Here is a 20,534-nt window from a genome sequence, read left to right on the forward strand (position 1 = left end):
CAACAGCAACAGCAACAGCAACAGCAACAGCAACAGCAACAGCAACAGCAACAGCAACAGCAACAGCAACAGCAACAGCAACAAAAGTCTCAAAACGAAGGGAAAGAAGCGCAAGGACAACAGTCACAAAATCAGCAAGATTCTGAAAATAAAAAAGAAAAACAAAAAACGGAACAACATCAACCGCAACGAGATGACAAGCAAGTGAAGGATCAAGGTGAACCAATACAGGCTAAAGCGCATCCCGAAAAAATGCATCAGGATGATCCTGAGTTCCGTCGACTAGAAGCAGTAGAAAGTGCTCGCGACCCAAGCTTTTTGATCCGTGCGCAAATGCAACTTCAAGCGCAACAAAAACAACCTCCACAACAATCTCAAAAGGAGTGGTAAGCCTGTGATGAACAAAGGCGTAAAACTGGTCTTTATTTTTGTGGCCAGCCTAATATCTAGTTTCTCGGTGATGGCACAGACACTTCAAGCTAGTGTGAATAAAACACAAGTAGCCAAGAATGAAGTGATTAACCTCAGAATCATTTCAGATACTGAGCTCAGCTCAGACTCAATCGACTTCAATGTTCTAGAGAAAGACTTCTTCTTAGGTCAACCTCGTTATGGCCGCTCTAGCAATAACATTAACGGAAGAAAATCAGTGCGTACCGAGTGGAGTATCTCAATTGCACCAATGAAAGAAGGTGTTCTGACTATTCCAAGTTTTTCCGCTGATGGTATGAGAACGGAGCCGATCAAACTGCGTGTCAACGCGAGCCAAACAGACCCCAATCTTGATGATCTATTTAGCTTCAATATTACGGTCGACAACAGTACGCTCTACCCTCAGCAATCTGCAACATTACGTATACAACTTCTAATTAAAGCGGACACTCGACGCCTAGATAACCCGCAAATAGTACCTCCGCAGATTAAAGGCATGAAGCTTGAGGCACTGGGTGGCTTACAACAAAGACAGAAGATCTTAAATGGGTTAGAAGTAGCGGTCATAGAGCAGTCGTTTCGCTTAACGGCCAATCAACCAGGCACTTATACCTTGATAGGTCCTAAACTGACCGGTTCTTATATTTATGGCGACAGCTTGACGGGCTCAACCAAAATAATGCCTATCAACACCAAAGCGGAACGCATGCCAATCACGGTCAAACCGATTCCGAGCGAATTTAAAGGTGAATGGCTTCCTGCTTCAGCGTTAGAAATGACACAGAGCTGGCAAGACGATCAAGGTAATCTACTGTCGACTAACGCGATCAACACAGTAAAACAAGGCTCTTCACTCACTCGAACCATTCAAGTTAAGGCTCGCGGTACACAAGCCGAATATCTGCCACGAGTCAATATTAGTTACCCGAGTTCACTGCGCGTGTATCCCGAACAACCTAAGTTCGATAGCGCGAGAGATGGCACCGTTACCATGACGGTGAAGCAAGTCATTATTCCTACAGAGGCCGGGAAATATACCTTACCAGGATACGACTTGAACTGGTGGGACAGTCAAAATGATGAAGCGAAGAAAACAACGTTACCAGAGCTAACATTAGACGTAGAGAAAAATGACACTGGGCTAATCACGTTGCCGGAATCGCCTCTTTCAGCGCCTTTAGTGTCAGCCCCTAGTCCTGAATCAAGCGGCGATGTAAACAGTCTCTGGCGAACATTAACCTTTGTTTTCCTAGGGCTTTGGATAATGACATTGGGAATCGCTATTTGGGCATGGAAAAAGCGGTCAATAACAGCGAGTGGAACGGTTTCAAATACTGAACAACCACTTTGCATCGACGCGCTAAAAAAAGTCATCGAAGAGGGCGATGCTGCGAAAATTGAACGCTCTGTAAATGAGTATTTAACCACTCATCAAGACAGGCTAAACCCTGGCGACGTACAAGCAATTAAGCAAGAGCTTAATGCCATGAATCAAGCGTATTTTAGTGCTAACCAACAACCTTGGAGCCCTGATTCGCTGCTAGCGAAAATTCAAAACCTTGGCAAAGCAAACGTAACAAAAACCGACCACCAGCTCGAAAAGCTATAAATAACTAGATAACAATGGCAGCTCTCATGAGCTGCCAATTCTCTTATCCGGCCAAATTTGCTTTAGCGGTTTTATCTAGAGCACCAACCGCCGCCCCCTTCCCTATCAAGTTGCTCTTATGAACATCACTCACTCAACAAACACTTGGGGCTCGTATTCGTATCGCCTTACACAATTTCGCCCATGATTCTTCGCTTGATAGAGTGCCTTATCCGACAACTGATATAAATGGTCGAAATTAAAGTCTTTGCCTTTCGCTTTATAACAGGAGTAACCGACTGAAACGGTAAGTAACTCCCCTTCTGGGTTATGTCGATGCTTTATCCCCTCGCCCTCGATGCACTGACGAATGCACTCTGCTCTCAGTCGAACCTCCTCTTGCTCAGAACCAATCATGAGCAATGCAAACTCCTCACCTCCGATACGGCAAAAAACTTCATCTTCACCTTTGGTATGATGATCCAAGATATAGCCAATTCGCATCAATGCGATATCGCCTTCGAGATGACCATAGTGATTATTGAATAAGCCAAAATGGTCAATATCAATCAGGATCTGGCCAAACGACATGTCGTCTTCATACTCTAGGGCACAATATTTTTGCATCACATGTTCTAACATGCGGCGATTACCAAGACGCGTCAAAGGATCGAGCTTAGAAAGTACCTCAAGCTGTCGATTGGCTTCCTCTAACTCTTTTGTTCGGTTCTGAACCTCCAGCTCTAAGTTTTCGTTTAGTTCGCGAATCGCCTCTTGAGCTTGAGTACGTTGCAATACTTCAGCTAAGCTGGACGCGAACATACGAATCACTTCACGTAACTGAGAAGTTAAGGGCGCACGTGTCAGCAAATTATCAACAGCGATAAAGGCGATAGGACCACTGCTATTTGAAGTCAATACCGTCATCGCAGCCCAACCAAAGCCAACAATATTACAGTCATGATAAATAGGCACTGATTCTTCAAATGCGACTTCGTTTGGCATTGAGCGAGCCAGATTTATAAGAGAGAAATCTTGGGTTTCGCCAAAGAAGTAAGATTCATCCACCACATTACCTTGAATATCGGTACCCCACGTTCCTTGCATGTAAGAGCAATTTTCATCAGTTAAAAACACCGCCATTCGATCAATACCAAGATTTTTAATGGCGAAAGTGACGGCCGATTTGCATACTCCACTGACAGTAGTGCAACGTGATAACTCAACCATGCTTGAATGCAGCATGCGTACGTTTTGTTCTTGGCGCTTACGAATGTAAATTTGAGAGAAGAGTGAACCAAACGAGTCCAACATCTGTTTTTGATATGCCGTTATCGGCTTACGATGAATAAAGTTATCTAGCGCGAACCACCCAAACGGTTCATTGCCATCGCGTAAAATCAACATCGCATTCCAGCCCTGCCCGATGACCTTGCCTGCTGTGTATATTGGCGCGTCTTCTACAATAACTAAGTTGCTCTCGAGGCTAGATAACGCGGTGATATACTCCTCGCTAAGTTGGTGTAAATCGTATTGTGTGTGAAATTCATCAATCGTAATTCCTGACTCATCCGTACCGTATGTACCACTGAAGCTGCGCTTTTTCATATCGAGAAGCATCAGTGTAGAGCGATCAAACCCAAGTCGTTCACGTAACGCTTCGACGGCTTTGTAGTACAAGTCCTTTAAAGAATCAGGGTTAGAGATTTCGAGTGCAACTTGCTGAACTAACTTCATATTTTCGATAAAGCGCTCGCGTTGGCTAATCTCATCAACATATTGCGCTTCACGAATATCTCTGTGCCTGATCTCTTTCGAGGCATTTTTTTCAGCACGAATACATTGCCAACGCGCCGCTGCGAGCTGCATTGCGTCGTAACTTTCTTCATAGATATTATGTGCTGTGCGAGCATGTACAGATTGAATCAGTAGGTAGGTACGTTTGATAGGCGTGTTGTCGAGCATCATGATGTAACTATCACCGCCTAAATCTCGGGTGTGATTCCAGTTACAAGTGTTGATCGCCAGAGGTATGATGCTTTCAGAGGTGTCAAACTGACTTGCCCACTCCCAGAATGTCTCAGGATAGTTTTGGGTTGGGTAAAGCTCTCCGCGAGAGAAGCTCATCGAATGACGAGGGTTAATTGAAGGATCTTCAAAAATAGCGAGGGCTTGAGGGGAGAACAGACTCTCTAAATGATCAAAGATTGCCTCCGCTAGCAACCGATGGTCCCTCGTTGAAGACACTTTTCTTGTAAAACTTCTTAAACTCACCCTACCAACCTAATCTACTTTTTTATCCTCGATAAAAAACTACTTAGGCCATGATATGCAATCAATACGTTCAAATTTGAGCTGTTAAGTCATTCGCAAAATTATCAGACTTAGTGTTACATTCGAGAGCTCTTCAGCACTTTTAAAGCCATGTTTCACATAAGTTACATGCTTTATAAACTGGGGAGGAAAGTTGTACTTATTTACAAGATTTTTGTGTTGGTAGATGTTTTAAGCCTACGACTTAAAAAGAAAAAGGCCCCTCATCAAGAGGGGCAAAGTTACCATCGCTTATAGTTATTTAGTTATGCTTGTAAATACGGTGGATTAACCGAAATCACCATTTACGTAGCCTTGAGTACGGTCGTCTTGAGGGTTGCTAAAGATCACTTGCGTATCGTTGTGCTCAACCAGTTCACCCATTAGGAAAAACGCAGTGCGGTCAGAGATACGACGCGCCTGTTGCATTGAGTGAGTCACGATAACGATGGTGTAGTTCTTCTTTAGCTCTTCCATCAGTTCTTCGATTTTGTGTGTCGCAATTGGGTCAAGTGCCGACGTTGGCTCATCCATCAGAATCACATCCGGCTCCATCGCGATTGTACGTGCAATACATAAACGTTGCTGCTGACCACCAGAAAGACCGAATGCGTGTGATTTAAGGCGATCTTTCACCTCATCCCAAAGTGCAGCACCGCGCAGCGAACGCTCTACCACTTCATCAATTGTCTTTTTGTCTTTGATACCTTGAGCACGTAAGCCGTAAGCCACGTTCTCGTAAATGCTCATCGGGAATGGGTTTGGCTTTTGGAATACCATGCCGACTTTGATGCGAAGGTCAGCAACATCAATGTTGCCGTAAATATCTTCGCCGTCCATCGCCAATTTACCTGTAATTTTCACGCCTTCGATTAGATCATTCATTCGGTTCAAACAGCGTAGAAGCGTTGATTTTCCGCAACCTGACGGGCCGATAAGTGCAGTTACTTGGCGAACTGGAATTGGTAAGTTGATCGATTTCAGTGCTTGGTTGTCACCGTAGAATAGGCCTAGGTTTTCAATATCAAATTTGTTCATTGTCTTAATCTCTTAATTCTTGAATTCGTGTCTTTTAACGTGCGTTCTTAATTAGTGTTGTTAGTAAGTTGCGGTGTTAAAACGTCTAGCAATCAGTTTCGTTACCATGTTGATCAAGAGAACAACTACGATAAGCACTGTTGCCGTACCGTAAGCCTGATTCCATTCTTCAACGGTAAACAGTTCGGTAGTCAGTTTGTATAGGTGAACGGTTAGCGTACGACCTGAATCCAATAAAGAGTCCGGAATACGTGCAACCATACCTGCTGTCAGGAATACTGGAGCAGACTCACCAATGACACGACCAATACTTAGAATGACCGAGGTTAAGATACCTGGCATTGCACTCGGAAGAATCAAACGCCAGATAGTGTAAATCTTAGAAGCACCGAGGCCATAAGAGCCTTCACAGTAAGTTTGTGGCACTGCCATCAGCGCTTCTTCCGTTGTACGGATGATCACTGGCAGGATTAGGATACTTAGCGTCAATGCACCCGACAGAATCGAGAAGCCAAGGCCAAGAATCGCCACGAAGAAAGTCATACCAAACAGGCCGAAAATGATCGACGGGATACCCGCCAATGACTCGGTACAGAATCGGATGATTTTCACCAAACGACTGCCCACTTTCGCGTATTCGGTCAAGTAGATTGCCGTCATGATACCGAGTGGCGCTGCCACTGCGATAGAAGCGATAACCATGTAAATGGTCGCCACAATCATTGGGAAGATACCATGCTCTTCACCTGTACGCGTATAGTTATCAGTAATGAAGTTCCAATCTACGTGTTGTAGACCGTTTGATAGGATGTACCAGATAATCCAGAACAAAAAACCTACCGTTAGTGCTGCCGAGATCCAGACAAATGCGTTAAAGACATTATCTTTGAACTGGCGTGCTTTTTTCAGTTTTGCGCGATCCATAATAGTCACCTTTAACGAGCGATTACTTCGCTTTTTCTCGGTTTAGGTACAGTAGTACAGCGTTCAACGACATGATGAAGACCAGAAGTACTACACCTGTAGCGTAAAGTGCGTTCGCGTGAACACCACTTGCGTAAGACATTTCAATAGCGATGTTTGCAGTTAGTGTACGAGCCGAATCCAAGATGCCTTCTGGCATTGCCGGCGCGTTACCCATAACCATGATAATCGCCATGGTCTCACCCAACGCACGACCGATACCCAGTATCACACCTGTCATGATGCCTGAGCGAGCCGCTGGAACGAGCAACTTAAAGATGGTGTAGATTTTCGATGCGCCCAGTGCCAAAGAACCTTCTTTATAAGTACGAGGGACAGCGCGAATAGACGTTTCAGAAACCGTAATTACTGTTGGTAGAATCATCACACCAAGAACAATAATACCGGCCAAGATAGTGTTACCTGCAGGTACATCAAATACTTTCTGAATCAATGGAACGATAATAACCAGACCGAAGAAACCGTAGACCACTGAAGGAATACCGGCTAGCAGCTCAACCGCTGGACGGATGATGTCTGCTAATCGCTTTGGTGCGATTTCAGCGATAAAAATGGCGGTCAGAACACCAATTGGAACCCCAACAATGACAGCACCAGCCGTCGATACGATAGATGCCACAATCATGGTGGCGACACCGTAAAGCGCAGGTGGTAACCAGTTTTGTCCTAAGACAATGCCCGATACGCCTGCTTCTTGGAATGCCGGAATACTCTCTCGAACGATGAAGTATGCAATAACGGCCAATGAAACAATGCCGATTACGGCACTCGTTAGGAACAAGCCGTGGAAGATGCGCTCTTTCCAGTCTACACGACGCTTCTCGCGTAGGCCTGACTTGCTGATAGCTCTAGCGTCAGTATTCATAAGCTTTTCACTATTTGTTGCGATGGTCATTTAAAAATCTCACGGTTCTGGGCAATGCCGTTGAACACAATGGATAGAAAAGGCTCAGCCCGAAACGTTGGGCTGAGCAAACTTTAGAGTCCCGATGGGATTAGTTAACTGAGATGTAACCTTTTTGGTCAACTAGCGCTTGCGCTTCATCAGTTAGCATCCAGTCTAGGAATTTTTGCGTTTCTGTTGATGGCTTGCCTTCTTTGTAAAGAACAAGGAATGGACGCGCTACTTTGTAAGAACCGTTTTTAACGTTAGCTACCGTTGCATCAACGCCGTCGATTGCTAGCGCATTAACAGTGTTGTCTACAGTACCAAGAGAAATGTAGCCGATTGCGTATGGGTTAGATGCAACCATTGTTTTCAGTGCGCCGTTACCGTTTGCAACTTGAGCACGTTGAGAGATAGCTGATACCTTCTTACCAGAAATCTTCATTTTTAGAGACATGATGTCTTCAAATGCGCCACGAGTACCAGAAGCTGTGTCACGAGTAATGGCTACGATTGGCTTGTCTGCACCACCGACTTCTTTCCAGTTTGATACTTCGCCTTTGTAGATTGCAGTCACTTGCTCGGCTGTTAGACCTGGCAGTTTGTTTTGTGGGTTGACAACCACTGCGATACCATCACGAGCAACCACTTCTTCGATTAGTGTTGATTCTTTTTCAGAGTCTTTTAGATTACGAGAAGACATACCAAGGTCTGCTGAACCATTTTTCGCTGCTTTTACACCAGCTGAAGAACCAGGACCTTGAACTTCGATAAATACGTTAGGGTTCTTCTTCATGTACGTTTCAGAGAAAACTTCCATCAGTGGAGTTACGCTGCTAGAACCCACTGCAGAGATAGTTTCTTTAGCAGAAACAGGAGTCACTGCCATTGCGCCTAGAAGTGCGATTGCACCGATTACTGTCTTTTTCATCACAATTTCCTTAAGTGGCTTTATTGCCGTTGTGTTTCACTTGAACGGTGCTCACTTTAGAATTTGAATATGACAGTTGTGTTTCACTTAGTTGAACCCTCTATGACACGTTGTCATTTCTAACTATTAATTCCGCGACTTATCCCTCTCTCAATTTGAACGTAACGTTTTTATAAGTTGCCTCATGTTCAAGATGATAACCCCATCGATTTTGGTACATTTCATAACAATTAGATATGAGTAACTCATTGATTTGGCAAATATAACAATTAAAATCGAAATGCTTATTTATAAAAAAGATAATAATTAAACCGATAGAGGGTCAATCTCATGCGTCAATTTCTTAGTACGCTTTCTATTAAACTTCAGGTTTTTCTGCCTGTTCTATTCACAGTTATATTACTCATCATTGGACTGAGTGTCGGAATCGGTAAACTCGATCAAGCATTCAATAAGGTTTCGGCTTCCACCCATAAGCTAATCATTCACAAAGAGGAACTTAGCGGCATCGTAGACAACACTTACGCCATGCGCATCAAAGCCATTTATAGTCTATTTAGAGCCGAAGATGTTCAGTCTCTCAACCAAGAGCTTTCTGAGCGACAAAACAAAAACCGCGATTTTCTTAACTCCATCGACAATCTCCCTGGCGTTCAAAATGAAGTCAATGCTATGCGTAAGGCCATGAATCACTATGTTGATTTCACTCGCGTTACCATGACACCTCTGCTCACCACTAAACACTCTTCTGATTACACCACCTCTGATTTCAATCAAAAGTACGAATCTACAATGGCTGAGTATCGATTAGCTGGCGAAGCGATGATCAACGCCATCGACAAACTATCTAAACAATTGAATCAAATCGTCACCGATGAAGTCGAAACGAATGGCGAACAACATTCAACCACGCTAACTTACAGCGCCGTCTCGCTTGCGGTGATCTTGAGTGCCGCTTCACTTATTAGTTGGGTACTCGCCAGCTACATCGTTGCGCCGATTCGTAACCTTCAAGTAACGATGCAGGAAGTCGCGAAGGGAAACCTACTAGTTAAGGCCGAAGCCATCGGGAAAAACGAAGTGTCTCAGCTGGCTCGAGATGTAAACCAGACCATAGAAAAACTGCGTGAAACTGTAAGCGCATTGGTTCGCATTAGTGAAGATGTGGCATCAGCATCAACCGAGTTAGCAACTGTTATGACTCAAAGCAGCGTCAACTCGGATCAAGAAAAGCAAGAAGTTGAGCAAGTAGCCTCGGCGATCAATCAGCTAGAGTCGACCGCAGCTGGAGTATCGACCAATGCACAAGAAGCCGATAGTGCATCAAATCAAGCACGTACGTTAACCTCACAAAGTATAAGCATGTTTGGGGAAAGCACTCGCGCAAGTGAAAAGATGGCGGAACAACTTAACGAAGCCGCTGCCGTCGTAACTTCGCTAAAAGATCAATCAGAACACATTGGTCGCGTGATCGAAGTGATTGAAGGTATTTCTGAGCAAACGAATCTACTTGCACTGAATGCAGCGATTGAAGCTGCACGAGCGGGCGAAAGTGGCAGAGGCTTTGCGGTAGTGGCCGATGAAGTACGTATGCTGGCAGCGCGAACTCAGGAGTCCACCAAAGAGATCCAAACCGTTATAGAAGAGCTACAGCAACAATCTGGTCACGCAAATGAAAGTATGCATTTCAGCTTAGCGATGTTGTCAGACAACCAAGCTCTGACACAAGAAGTTAGCCAATCACTTGCTAATATCAGTAATGCTATCGCCGATCTGAACTCAATCAACACTCAAGTTGCGACCGCATCAGAAGAGCAGAAGCAGGTCACGGCTGATATCAACAACAACTTAACGAACATCTATGAACTAGTGAGCCAGAACGTCACTGGTATCACTCAATCAGCCGCGGCAGCGCAAGAGTTGTCTGGTTTAGCAGAAAACCAAAAACATCAGCTTAAGCAGTTCCAAGTTTAAATTCTCTGCTCAACACGATAAGTTCCAAAGGTTAGAAAAGAAAAAGCTCCGCACTGGCGGAGCTTATTTTAAAGGCAAAGCTATCAACCCTTATTAACGTAATAATTATTATTCATCTGTCACTAACAAGAGAGAACTTTTGAAACTTGAGTTTAACGGATCTCTATTGAAAACCTCACCATTAGTCGTATCAAAAGTTGCAACATGCTTACCGTCGCCATTAGGTGTGTTGCTCCAGACATAACGCCCTAGAACATCATCTCCATCTGTCAGACTATAGCCGCTAGCAAACCCTGTACTATTTATGGCTGGGCTGTGGCAAGCTCGCTCAGTTAGAGATACTAGCTCTTTGATATTTGCTAGTCGCCAATTTTTTTTGTCAGCAAAATTGTGAAGAGGATGGTTGCCGTCCTTATTACGAATTTGTTTGGCTGTGGAGAGAGCGAGTTGCCATGACATTGTAGATCGCGTCCCCTGGCATTCTTGGTTTCCTACATTCCATGTCATACCAACTGGACAGCGCATCCATGTTAGACCTGTTTTCAGGTCAGTTACGGTACCGCTCTCAGAATATGTATAACGCGTGTTAGGTGCCGTTTTAGCAAAGTCAGTAGAACACTCTTGTGCAGCTATTGCAGTTTGAGAAGCCAAAGTAAGAGATAGTACAGTTATTAATTTCTTCATCTTATTGCCCCTTAACTGCGACTAGACGGATTGGGAATTGGTAAGAATCATCGGCACCCGCACTTGTGTTGCTTGATCGAATCTCGACGTATGAAATAGTGCCTCTATCTTTGCCCCGGGAGACAATCGCAGGGAAATAAATCTCGCCATCAATAAGTTGTGATGATGCATTCGTAAACTTAAAGTCGCTATGCCAAAACGCACCATATCCTAAATAAGGGCTACCTATGGTTTGCTGTGGAAAGTATTTAACATTAAAACCATAGACGTTGTATTTTGCATATTCATCGTTCGGAGCAAACAGTGTTTGTTCACCAAAGTCTAGTAAGTCATAAGTCTCACGGTAAGTAGGCAAGCGCCAACCAGTGATTCCACATAACGATTGTTTGTTTATGTACTCAACATATTGGCTAGTGGTACAAACTTCATCACCAGCGTCTTTACAACCTGCAAGCTCTACATCTTTGCTAAATGGCTTAAATGCTTCAGACTCAAACGCAAACAGGCGATCTTTAAATTGAACCGAGCTCGCATCCGCACTCTTATTTTCCCAAACAAGACCAGTACGTTCGTCCATAGTACAAGCCCACTCAGTCGCATCTGCAGCTAAAGCTGCACCTTGTGAATCTAGCTTAACGAACTTAAAGCCAGCGCCTGTCGACGTTTGCTTGTCCTCTTTGTCGAAGCCGTATTCCGCATCTTGACCAGGGTAAGACGCTTGAACCTCTGCTACGTCTGCTGCTCCTTCAGCAAAATAAAGAACGGCGCCCGTATCGTTACTACCAACCGTTTGTTCAGCAACCGCTACAATTTCTTCAGCAAATGCACTTACTTCCGCTTCAGACAGAAGATCAGAGGCCAATGATTTACCCTGGAAGCTAAGGCTTTGAGCAAGCAGCGCTACGCCTTGGGTCATTTGTTGTGGCTGCATCGCAGCTAATAGCACAACCGTGTTTTGCTCTAGCTTGTCTAGCTCGCTAGCTTCTGCGTTAGACATCACCGTACCAGAAAGAGAAACGCCGGCATCGGCGAGTTGCGCTTTCACAATCTCTTCAGCTTGAGCAACGGTTTTACCGTCAATTACAAGACCCGCGAGCAACGTTGTTACACCATTGACCGTGTTACCCGTTGCTAAATTTTGACCCGGAGCCGCAAGACGCAACGTTTGGTTTGAACCTTGATCAACTTGAGCAAGAATGGTGCTGGTTAGTACGTTTTTGTCGCTTGAAGTCAGGCTAAATTTACCGGCATTATCCGTTTTAGCACTCGGTTCAGTGGAATCACAAACGTAGTTTTGGTTTAAATCGATACATACTGGCGTATCAAGAAGTGTACCTGCAGAAACGATGGTGCCAGCTACATCATAGGTCGGTGCCGACGTGTCACCACCAGAACCTCCGCCACAGCCAGCAAGGGCTAGTGACATAGCAACGAAAGAATATTGAAACTTCATAGATTTTATCTTCTTTTGATTTTAATTAACGAGAGCGAATCACTCTCACCATTGAAAGCAGGAAAAGTCCTAACAAGGTCCAAGGCGAACCACTGCCACCTGAACCACCGCCACTGCTTTCTTTAGTGGTATCAGCACTACACTGATACTGAGCAAAGTGACTCACACCCCACTCTTTCAACACCCCAGAGTTCCCTGACACGCGGTCAGACACTTCGAGACGCCAAGTACCCCAACTCGGTTGACCGACAAGTGCTTGTAACTCCTCGTCATACTGAGCGGTGAAGTAACCTTTAAATCCTTTGGTATTGCTTGATTGATGGCTAAGTAGCACGACCGATTTGCCTTGTGGAGACACTAGCGTCACTTGCAGATCTTGCAGTGAGTCATGTTCGATGTTCAGGTAAACCGCAAACGAATCATCAATCGTGCGTGACTTGTCCGATAGCGTCTGAGAGAACAGTCTGTCGCCCTGTTCCGGCAAAGCGGAGTTCACTGGTTGAGGCTGGATATCGAGCTCTGGCGTACCATTAACCAGCACCACCTTTTCACTCCACTGGTGAGTCTTTAGGCCTTCAGAAAATTGATAATCCAATGAAATAGAGGAATCGAATTGCGTGCCACATGTTAGACCGCTTGGTAACGCCACCTTCATTGAGGTCGAGTCAGAAAGCGTTTCATCAAAATCGAAAACAGATGCGTTGTTTAGCTGCCATTGCCCTTTGATGCTCGCTTCACGGCCAGTTTGGCTCAGGCTCAAACCAACGTCTTGACCTTGTGCGATGTATCGAGCGTCATAGCGAACACGAAGAGGCGCTTTAAGTAAGTTGTGTCTGTTGAAGCTGTCCGTCAGGAATTGGGCGTAGTCTTTATTTGGGAACAAGATGTTTGCGGCAAACACGGTCGACTCCGCCAGATCATGCATTTTCACGCCACGACCAATGCCGTACATGCCTTCAAGAACAATGGCGTCAAACTCGCGGAACACCCTATCGGTATCATCACCGTATCGTTCAACCGATGCTTTAAGCGCTTGAAACAGCGGCGTTGACCATAGCTCGTCACCTAGTTCACCGCCCACACTGACGTGCGCTGGATACTCTGAGCTTTCGAAGTAACGTGCTCTTTGGTTCCATAAGCTACGAGTTGTTTTGCGTGTTCCGAACACACCGTCCCAGTTGAACACCGTATCTAGCTCGAACTCTTGACCACGACGCGAAGCATCCAAATATTGAATGCGGTAGCTCGCGCTGCCCGCCCAGTAATCAGCAAAACCCTCTGCGATAGCACCAGTGTGACCGTACGCCCAATCCGGTACGATTTGGTAATGAATGCCATGCCCAAGCTCGTGTATCACCACATCAGCATCAACTGCATCCAGAGAAACACCACCGACACCTAGCATGAGTGCTTTCGGACCGTAATAGTAAGTAGAGTTATCTTTTGATAAACCGCGAGCGTCAAAACGAAGCGGTTCGTCAAACAAGTCGTAAGTCAGGCTTGTCAGATATTGGATCGAGCTATCAAGATGATAAAAAGCCATCAACTGTGGGAACGCATTGTCACCAAACTCGGTGCTTTGCATCTCATCAACACTGTCAAACGCTTGAACTCCTTCTGCGCTGAGAAAGTCCAACGTATCAAGCACAGGTGCTTCACCAGGTGCTGGGGCTGCAAATAAACCCGTCGCATCCACTTGCTTTAATCTTGGGTTAGAGAGATAGAACTTACCTCCCGACTTTAAAACCTCAATCGACTTGGTGACGTACTCGATCGGCTGAGGGTAATCGGACAGTGCTGACCACGTCGATTCTGGTGCCGCTTGCTGTTGCATGGTGCGAAGATCTGGGTTGAATAAAGAAACCTCAACATCAACCAGACTTCCAGAGCTCAGAGCAGGTGGCTCTTGTGCTTGCAGTTGGCGAGGCGATTCCAATTCCATTGCAACCGTTGGTTTACCGTTGCGAATGATCGTATCTTCAAGGCTCTTAAACACTCGCACAACGTGATGATTTTTATCGGTTGTTACTACTAGGGCACGCTGTGCTTGATATTCACCGTTTACCCAAACATCAAAATTGTAATGCTCACCAAGCTGAGACTGGGTTTTGTAACGGAACTTAAACTCGCCCGTTTCTGAGTAGTGGCTGTCTAGATAAGTTTTCGCTTGCGCTTCATTCGTTACCACAGAGTCCGTTGCGGGATAATCCCACTCTGCAGCCTGCGCCGCAGGGGTACAAGCAATAAGTAGTGAAAACGCCAATGGTTTTAGCTTCATGATTTCGTCCTAGAATTCGTATTTTGCATTTAGCGTGAAGTAGCGCCCAGGCTCAGTTGAGTAACGCTTACTTTCCTCAGCGATACCCGCTACGTCCTGGTATCGGATGTACTCTTTGTCGAACAAGTTGACGATGTTTGCGCTAACACGAAGGTCTTTGGAAACGTAGTAAGTTGCGCCAAGATCAAACGTATTCCACGCGCTTGTCTGAGCACACTCTGTCGCTAGACCAAGCGTGGTCTGGCATTTAGGAACGCGATCCATGGCAGCGGCCCAGTTCCAAGCCACGTAAGCGTTGAAGTCTTGGTTGGCGTATTTCAGTTGAGCGTTACCTTCGAATGGCGTAATGCTTCGAACGTATTCGCCTTCCGCGTCTTTGCCATCTACGTAGCCAAACTTAGTGCTGATATCCCATTGTTTGGTGAGCGCGTAACCCGCAGAAAGCTCTGCGCCATAAGTCTCTACGCCATCAAGGTTTTGGTACTGTTTGATGTAATTACCAGTGCTTGAATCAAAGCCTGTGGTCACAACATCGATGAAGTTTTCAAACTTGTTGTAGAACACAGACGCATAGACATACGCACGACCGTTATCGAACTTGTTACCGATTTCAAATGAGTCGGAAGTTTCAGCTTCTAGATCCATGTTTGGTGCAATGACAAACGGCGTGAGCGGCACAAAGTCGTGGCTTACGAAGCCATACGCTTTATCGTATTCCGGAGCACGGTAACCATGGTTATAAGATACATAAGCAATGTTGTTGGCAAACATTTCACGAGAAACCGAAAGACTTGGAGATACCTCTGAGCTATCCATGTCTTTTAATGGGAAGCCGCCCACTTCACCCGCACCGTCTGGCGTGAGACGGTGCGCATCAAAGCGTAGGCCACCTGTGATGGTCCATTTATCCAGTTCCACCATGTCTCGAACGTACAAACCAATGTTATAAGCACGAGCAGGAGCGAAAGGTTGTTTGGTCGAAGGTGTTACTCCGTTCCAATCAATCTTGGAGTCGCTATCTGTGCGTTCGTAATAGTCTGTAGAAAGCTCAACACCGTAAGCCAATTGGTGCTCAGCATTTGCTGCATAAATCGTATTGGTGAAATCGCCACGGAAGCCAATTGTTTCGTCAATGAAGGTTTTGTGTTCCAGCTCGCGACGCTTGGTGATCAAACCATTGTGATCCACTTGGCGCATTAAACGGTTGGTGTCTTCCACCACTTCGGTGTGACGCCAGTAAACTTTGGTATCCAACTCTTCGAACCAAGTTGGATTAATCGGAGTCACCTCTGCACCAATATAAGCGCTGTACTCTTCTGTGGTTTCATCCTCAGCAAAGTCTTCAATATGCCAAATTCCATCAGGTTGAATGGACGGTGAACCCTCCAAACGCTCTTGGTTCTGGGTGTAGAGTTCCGCTTTGGCTTTCAACATCACCTCTTCATTGAAAAAGTGGTTGATCGTATAAGCACCGCTGTAACCATCGAGATCGCGGTTATACAAATCTTCATCAAAGTTACGTGTCTCTTGTCCTTGCCAGTATGAAACGTTAAACAAACTCTCTGTGTCACCGGAACGGAAAGCTAGATTACTCGTGCCTTTGTACTTGTTGCTGATATCGGTGTAAGTACCGGAAACATCGGTGTAGAAGTCTTTGTCTTTTAAGAAATCACCCGGCTGACTGGATTCTAAAATCACCACACCGCCGATCGCGCCAGAGCCATGCACCGAAGAACTTGCCCCTTTAATGATTTGCAGCGATTCAAAATTGGATAAATCAAAAGTATCTCGCCCAACTGCATCATTAATGTCATTCGCACCGAAGCCATCCGCAGAACGAATGCCATCACGAACGATCATAATGCGGTTACCCGTCATACCACGGATGGTAATGTTTTGCGGACGTCCTGCACCGCCCGTCACGCTTACACCAGGTTCGTTACGCAGCACGTCATATAGCTCGGTCTCGCCTCTTTCTTCGATTTGCTCGTTTGTGATAACCGCGACACTACCTGCCACTTTTGACAATGGCTGATCGATTTTATTGGCGGTTACCACCACCTCTTCCATTGAGAAAACCTTAGATTCGGCGTGCACTTGACTGGCAGCAAGTACCAAAAGTACTGTCGCTGACACTGGGGTAAGCTTCATTTACTGCTCCGCTTTAGATGTTTTAATGAGTGATAGTAGAAATGCGTATTCTTTTGCTTGTTGTTCTTGCGCTTGTCGCGGGTCCATTTGGTGGCCCGAATTAAAATTAGTTTGCAACAAGTACGGCCCGTTGCGCTCACTTAACGCTGAAACTTTAGCGAGATACTTTGCGCCTTCCCAATATGGCACGCGCTGATCGATTAAACCGACTTGAACCAACATGGGTGGGTAAGCGTTTTTATGGATATTGAGAATCGGATCGTACGCCTTCATTAACGCCAATTGTTCAGGTTTGGTTGGGTTACCCCATTCGCCATACTGCTGTGTGGTAAGCGGAAGTGAGGTATCCGTCATACTTGCAACCACATCAACAAAAGGCACTTTAAGTACGACACCTGAAAACAATTTAGGATCTTGATTAACCGCTCCGGCCACCAACGTGCCACCAGCACTAGAACCGATGGCGAAAACCTCTCTATTACCACGTTCGAATGTTTGCAGCGCCTTCGCGGCCGCGACAAAATCACCAATAGAATTGGCTTTTCGCACACCACGGCCTTGCTCGTGCCATTCATCGCCAAAGTACCCACCGCCACGGACATGGGCGATAGCGTAAATCACACCTTGGTCGAGTAAACTGATAACCTGAGGCATAAAGTACGGTTTCATCGTAAAACCATACGCGCCGTAACCGTAAATCATCACAGGAGATTGTGGGTGCAATTTGTCTTTGCGATACGCCAAAGAGACCGGGACAGAAACGCCGTCGTGCTTAATAAAAATACGTTGGGATACATAACGCTGACTATCAAAGTCTTGGTAAGCATCTTGAGAGTACAAGGATTTATTCAGCGTTTTTACATCGAACTCTTCCCACTGAGGAGGCGTAGTCATCGACATGCTTCGGATACGAATCTTGTTTGATTCAAAATCGCCCAACGTGCTTAGCCAAGCGACATTACCATCGTGTTCCAATGGCAGTATCACTTTTTCCTGCCCTTGGTAAGAATACACCGTCAAAGTCGACACATTGTTTGGCTTGCTAAGTGCCACAACTCCTGCATCATAAAGGTAGAACTGTTCAAGCGGCTCACGAGGATTGGTGAAGCGTTGCCATGTTGCGCCAAGCGGTGCGAGTTCGACTTGGTAAAGGGCGAGCTTTCCTTCAAGGTTGCTTTTCAGATAAATGTAACCTTTCGCCACATCCGCGTAATATTCCACACCCACTTCAGGCTTTCGCAATGAATCGGAGACAGTGCCCGTTTCTAGGTCGACAAGCTTCTGCTCTGTTGTTGACTCGTTGTTGCTTTGCAGCACAGCATAACGGCTATCTGCCGCACGATAGAAAGAAAGTAACCAATCTGACTTGGGTTCATTCCATAGGACTGTTTTTGCCAAAGATTCAGTGGAGATACGTAAGATCTGATGAGGTCGCTGAGTGCGCTTTTCCTTTGCAACGAGGAATGCCACTTTCCCGTTAGGTGATAACAATACGCCACTATCGACGTGCGTCGCCAGTTCCGTAGATTGGCCGGAGAGTAAATCAACAACCACGGCGCGATATTGTTCGCTGCCGTCGATATCTTCAGTGAAAAGTAATGTGTCACCATTCACTTGCCATTGACCAAGTTGGTAGTACTGATGCGCAGATTGTCGTTCATCGAAATCGAACACCACGTTTTCTGGTGCATGTTGACTCGCACGGGATAACAGTAAGTAACGACCATCGCGACGCGTTAGCGTCCACTCTCTTCCACTAATGATCGACCATGGCTTATCACCTTTGTCTGCCACCATGGTACCCCACTGTGTGAGTAGGTTTTTTGTCAACGTCTGATAACTTTTTTGGTGCTGTTCAGTTTTGTGGTTTTGTTCTGTTAGGTAGGTAAGAACTCGCTCATCTTTACGAGCATCATCTCGAAGCCAGTTGAAATCATCAGCAGCAAAGACAGAACTAGAGGTAATTATGAGCCCTAAAAAAACATGAGTAAATTTCATATAGAGAGCGAATTCATTTATAGGATTAATACAATGGCGCGTATTCTGCCCTTAAATAAAAATGAGATCAATTATCATTTTCATAATCATGTGAGATTTTTATCTAGTGTGTGAGGAAAAACGTTTGCTTTGACCGAGGTTATAAAACTTAATAACTTCCTAAATTAGCGTTCTATGCTGTTTATATACAACCAGACAAATATAAAGGCTGACAAACGAGTGAGTATGGAAAGACGCTATTTCACCTAGCGACAGACATAAAAAATCCGAGTGCGAACACTCGGATTTTTAAGAACTAAAATCAATGGGAAACTACAGCAGCTTTTACTCTTCAGAGCTCGGTGCCGCTGGTTTTTTCTTAGGGATGAAGACATCATCACCCACAGATACGTTTTTGTAGAAGCTCTTGTCACGCTTAGCTGGTTTTTTCGCCGACTTTTTCGCTTGAGGGCGAGCTTTCTTTGCGGTCGCTTTCTTATTGCGGAAATCTGGTTTAGGTGGCTTAAGGCCTTTAAACTTACCTTTCAAATCTTCGAACACTGAAAACTCAAGATCTTGTTGTAGGTATGCTTCTACACGTTTAAAGCTATCCCAGTCTTTTGGACCAACAAGAGAGATTGCATCCCCTTTGTTTCCAGCACGACCAGTACGACCAACTCGGTGTACGTATTCTTCGGTATGCTTTGGCATATCGAAGTTGATGACGTGTGTCACAGTTGCAATATCCAAACCGCGGGAAGCAACATCAGTCGTTACAAGGATCTTAAATACTGCGCGCTCAAACTGACTCATAATGGTGTTACGTTGAGTCTGGTTCAAGTTACCACTCAGTGCTACAGCCTTCAGTTTCTTTTCGTTTAGCTTTTCTGTTAGTCGCTCAGTATCATCACGCGTTGCCGTAAAGATAATAACTTGACGATATTCAGCCTCAGAAAGAACACGATCTAAAATTGCCTCTTTATGATCCAGGTGATCACACAAGTAAAATTTTTGCGTAATATCTTTATGTTCTTCGTTAGAAACGCCGATAGCAATACGCTTTGGCGCATTGAGCATTTCAGCCGCGATTTCATTGACGTCTGCATGATCTAATGTCGCAGAGAACATCAACGTTTGACGACGACGATGCTTGGCTGCTTTATGAATGCGACGAAGCTCTGGTGCAAAGCCCAAATCCAACATACGGTCTGCTTCGTCAAGAATCAGCGTTTCCAAACCATCCAGATAAAGCGAACGATGATCTAAGTGATCAGCCAAACGTCCTGGTGTCGCCACGATAAATTTCGGGTAACGACGCAGAGCTTTTACCTGATCGTTAAAGTTCTCACCACCCAAAATCAGTGCTGCTTCATAAGATAGGCCAGCTAGCATAGAACGAAGCTCACCATATACTTGTTTCGCTAACTCACGAGTAGGAGCAAGGATAACCGCGCGAGGGTCTTTCGCAGAAAACGATTTTGTCTTTAAAGACTTATGAAGCATTGGCAATACAAACGCCAAAGTCTTGCCCGAACCCGTTTTCGAAGATGCCAATAGATCCTTGCCTGCAATCGCAACAGGAATCGCCTGCTGCTGAATGTCAGTCGCTTTTTTAAAATCGTAGTGTTTTAGGTTCTTCAACAATCGGTTGTCTAGGCCTAGATCTTTAAATTGCAAAGTATTCTCCAATAAATCAGTCAGCGTCTGAGCGCTCTGTAGTGTCGTTTCCGCTCTAACGCAGCAAAAAAATAAAGCTCGGTATAATACCGCAAATCATAGGAGTATAGATAGAGATCACACAAACTAATTCCCTGTGGTGAAGGTAAAACATCATTTGTGGCTCAG

General features: G+C 45.2%; 13 protein-coding genes and 1 pseudogene. 3 read left to right on the plus strand and 11 right to left on the minus strand.

The features are described from left to right. Together R7E78_RS15020 and R7E78_RS15025 are read left to right on the plus strand one after the other, a co-directional pair. Window positions 1–390 (plus strand): annotated as a pseudogene (locus R7E78_RS15020) (hypothetical protein); the annotation flags it as partial. Between the two features lie 4 nt (window positions 391–394). Beyond that, window positions 395–2,041 (plus strand): BatD family protein, encoded by a 1,647-nt coding sequence (locus R7E78_RS15025; protein WP_052767726.1) that lies wholly within the window; start codon window positions 395–397, stop codon window positions 2,039–2,041. 129 nt (window positions 2,042–2,170) lie between these two features. On the opposite strand, the gene R7E78_RS15030 is transcribed toward R7E78_RS15025, so the two are convergent. From R7E78_RS15030 to R7E78_RS15050, 5 genes are all read right to left on the minus strand, one after another. Further along, window positions 2,171–4,294, minus strand: coding sequence for a GGDEF domain-containing protein (locus R7E78_RS15030; protein WP_318058006.1), 2,124 nt, complete (start codon window positions 4,292–4,294; stop codon window positions 2,171–2,173). A gap of 327 nt (window positions 4,295–4,621) precedes the next feature. Further along, window positions 4,622–5,371, minus strand: a complete 750-nt coding sequence (gene pstB / locus R7E78_RS15035; protein ID WP_318058007.1) for a phosphate ABC transporter ATP-binding protein PstB — start codon at window positions 5,369–5,371, stop codon at window positions 4,622–4,624. 60 nt (window positions 5,372–5,431) lie between these two features. Next, the gene (gene pstA / locus R7E78_RS15040; RefSeq protein WP_318058008.1) at window positions 5,432–6,295 is read right to left on the minus strand and encodes a phosphate ABC transporter permease PstA; all 864 of its coding nucleotides are present in this window, start codon (window positions 6,293–6,295) and stop codon (window positions 5,432–5,434) included. A 22-nt stretch (window positions 6,296–6,317) separates the two neighbouring features. Then, entirely contained in the window at window positions 6,318–7,250 is a 933-nt protein-coding gene (gene pstC, locus R7E78_RS15045) for a phosphate ABC transporter permease subunit PstC (RefSeq protein ID WP_005375154.1), read from the minus strand. Window positions 7,251–7,350: 100 nt separating this feature from the next. Further along, window positions 7,351–8,172, minus strand: a complete 822-nt coding sequence (locus R7E78_RS15050) for a phosphate ABC transporter substrate-binding protein (protein WP_005375153.1) — start codon at window positions 8,170–8,172, stop codon at window positions 7,351–7,353. Between the two features lie 330 nt (window positions 8,173–8,502). Between R7E78_RS15050 and R7E78_RS15055 the strand changes: the two genes are divergently transcribed. After that, entirely contained in the window at window positions 8,503–10,146 is a 1,644-nt protein-coding gene (locus R7E78_RS15055; protein ID WP_318058009.1) for a methyl-accepting chemotaxis protein, read from the plus strand. A gap of 108 nt (window positions 10,147–10,254) precedes the next feature. Here R7E78_RS15055 and R7E78_RS15060 read toward each other — a convergent pair whose 3' ends face one another. From R7E78_RS15060 to R7E78_RS15085, 6 genes are all read right to left on the minus strand, one after another. Continuing rightward, entirely contained in the window at window positions 10,255–10,830 is a 576-nt protein-coding gene (locus R7E78_RS15060; RefSeq protein WP_017635423.1) for a DUF1566 domain-containing protein, read from the minus strand. A 1-nt stretch (window position 10,831) separates the two neighbouring features. After that, window positions 10,832–12,283 (minus strand): DUF1566 domain-containing protein, encoded by a 1,452-nt coding sequence (locus tag R7E78_RS15065; RefSeq protein ID WP_047104502.1) that lies wholly within the window; start codon window positions 12,281–12,283, stop codon window positions 10,832–10,834. Window positions 12,284–12,308: 25 nt separating this feature from the next. After that, window positions 12,309–14,561: a proprotein convertase P-domain-containing protein gene (locus R7E78_RS15070; protein WP_318058010.1), complete on the minus strand. Its 2,253-nt coding sequence runs from the start codon at window positions 14,559–14,561 to the stop codon at window positions 12,309–12,311. 9 nt (window positions 14,562–14,570) lie between these two features. Next, the gene (locus R7E78_RS15075) at window positions 14,571–16,712 is read right to left on the minus strand and encodes a TonB-dependent hemoglobin/transferrin/lactoferrin family receptor (RefSeq protein ID WP_318058011.1); all 2,142 of its coding nucleotides are present in this window, start codon (window positions 16,710–16,712) and stop codon (window positions 14,571–14,573) included. After that, entirely contained in the window at window positions 16,713–18,710 is a 1,998-nt protein-coding gene (locus R7E78_RS15080; protein ID WP_318058012.1) for a prolyl oligopeptidase family serine peptidase, read from the minus strand. Between the two features lie 324 nt (window positions 18,711–19,034). Then, the gene (locus R7E78_RS15085; protein ID WP_005383932.1) at window positions 19,035–20,378 is read right to left on the minus strand and encodes a DEAD/DEAH box helicase; all 1,344 of its coding nucleotides are present in this window, start codon (window positions 20,376–20,378) and stop codon (window positions 19,035–19,037) included. Window positions 20,379–20,534: the final 156 nt, after the last annotated feature.

Source organism: Vibrio sp. YT-19(2023), assembly GCF_033337395.1.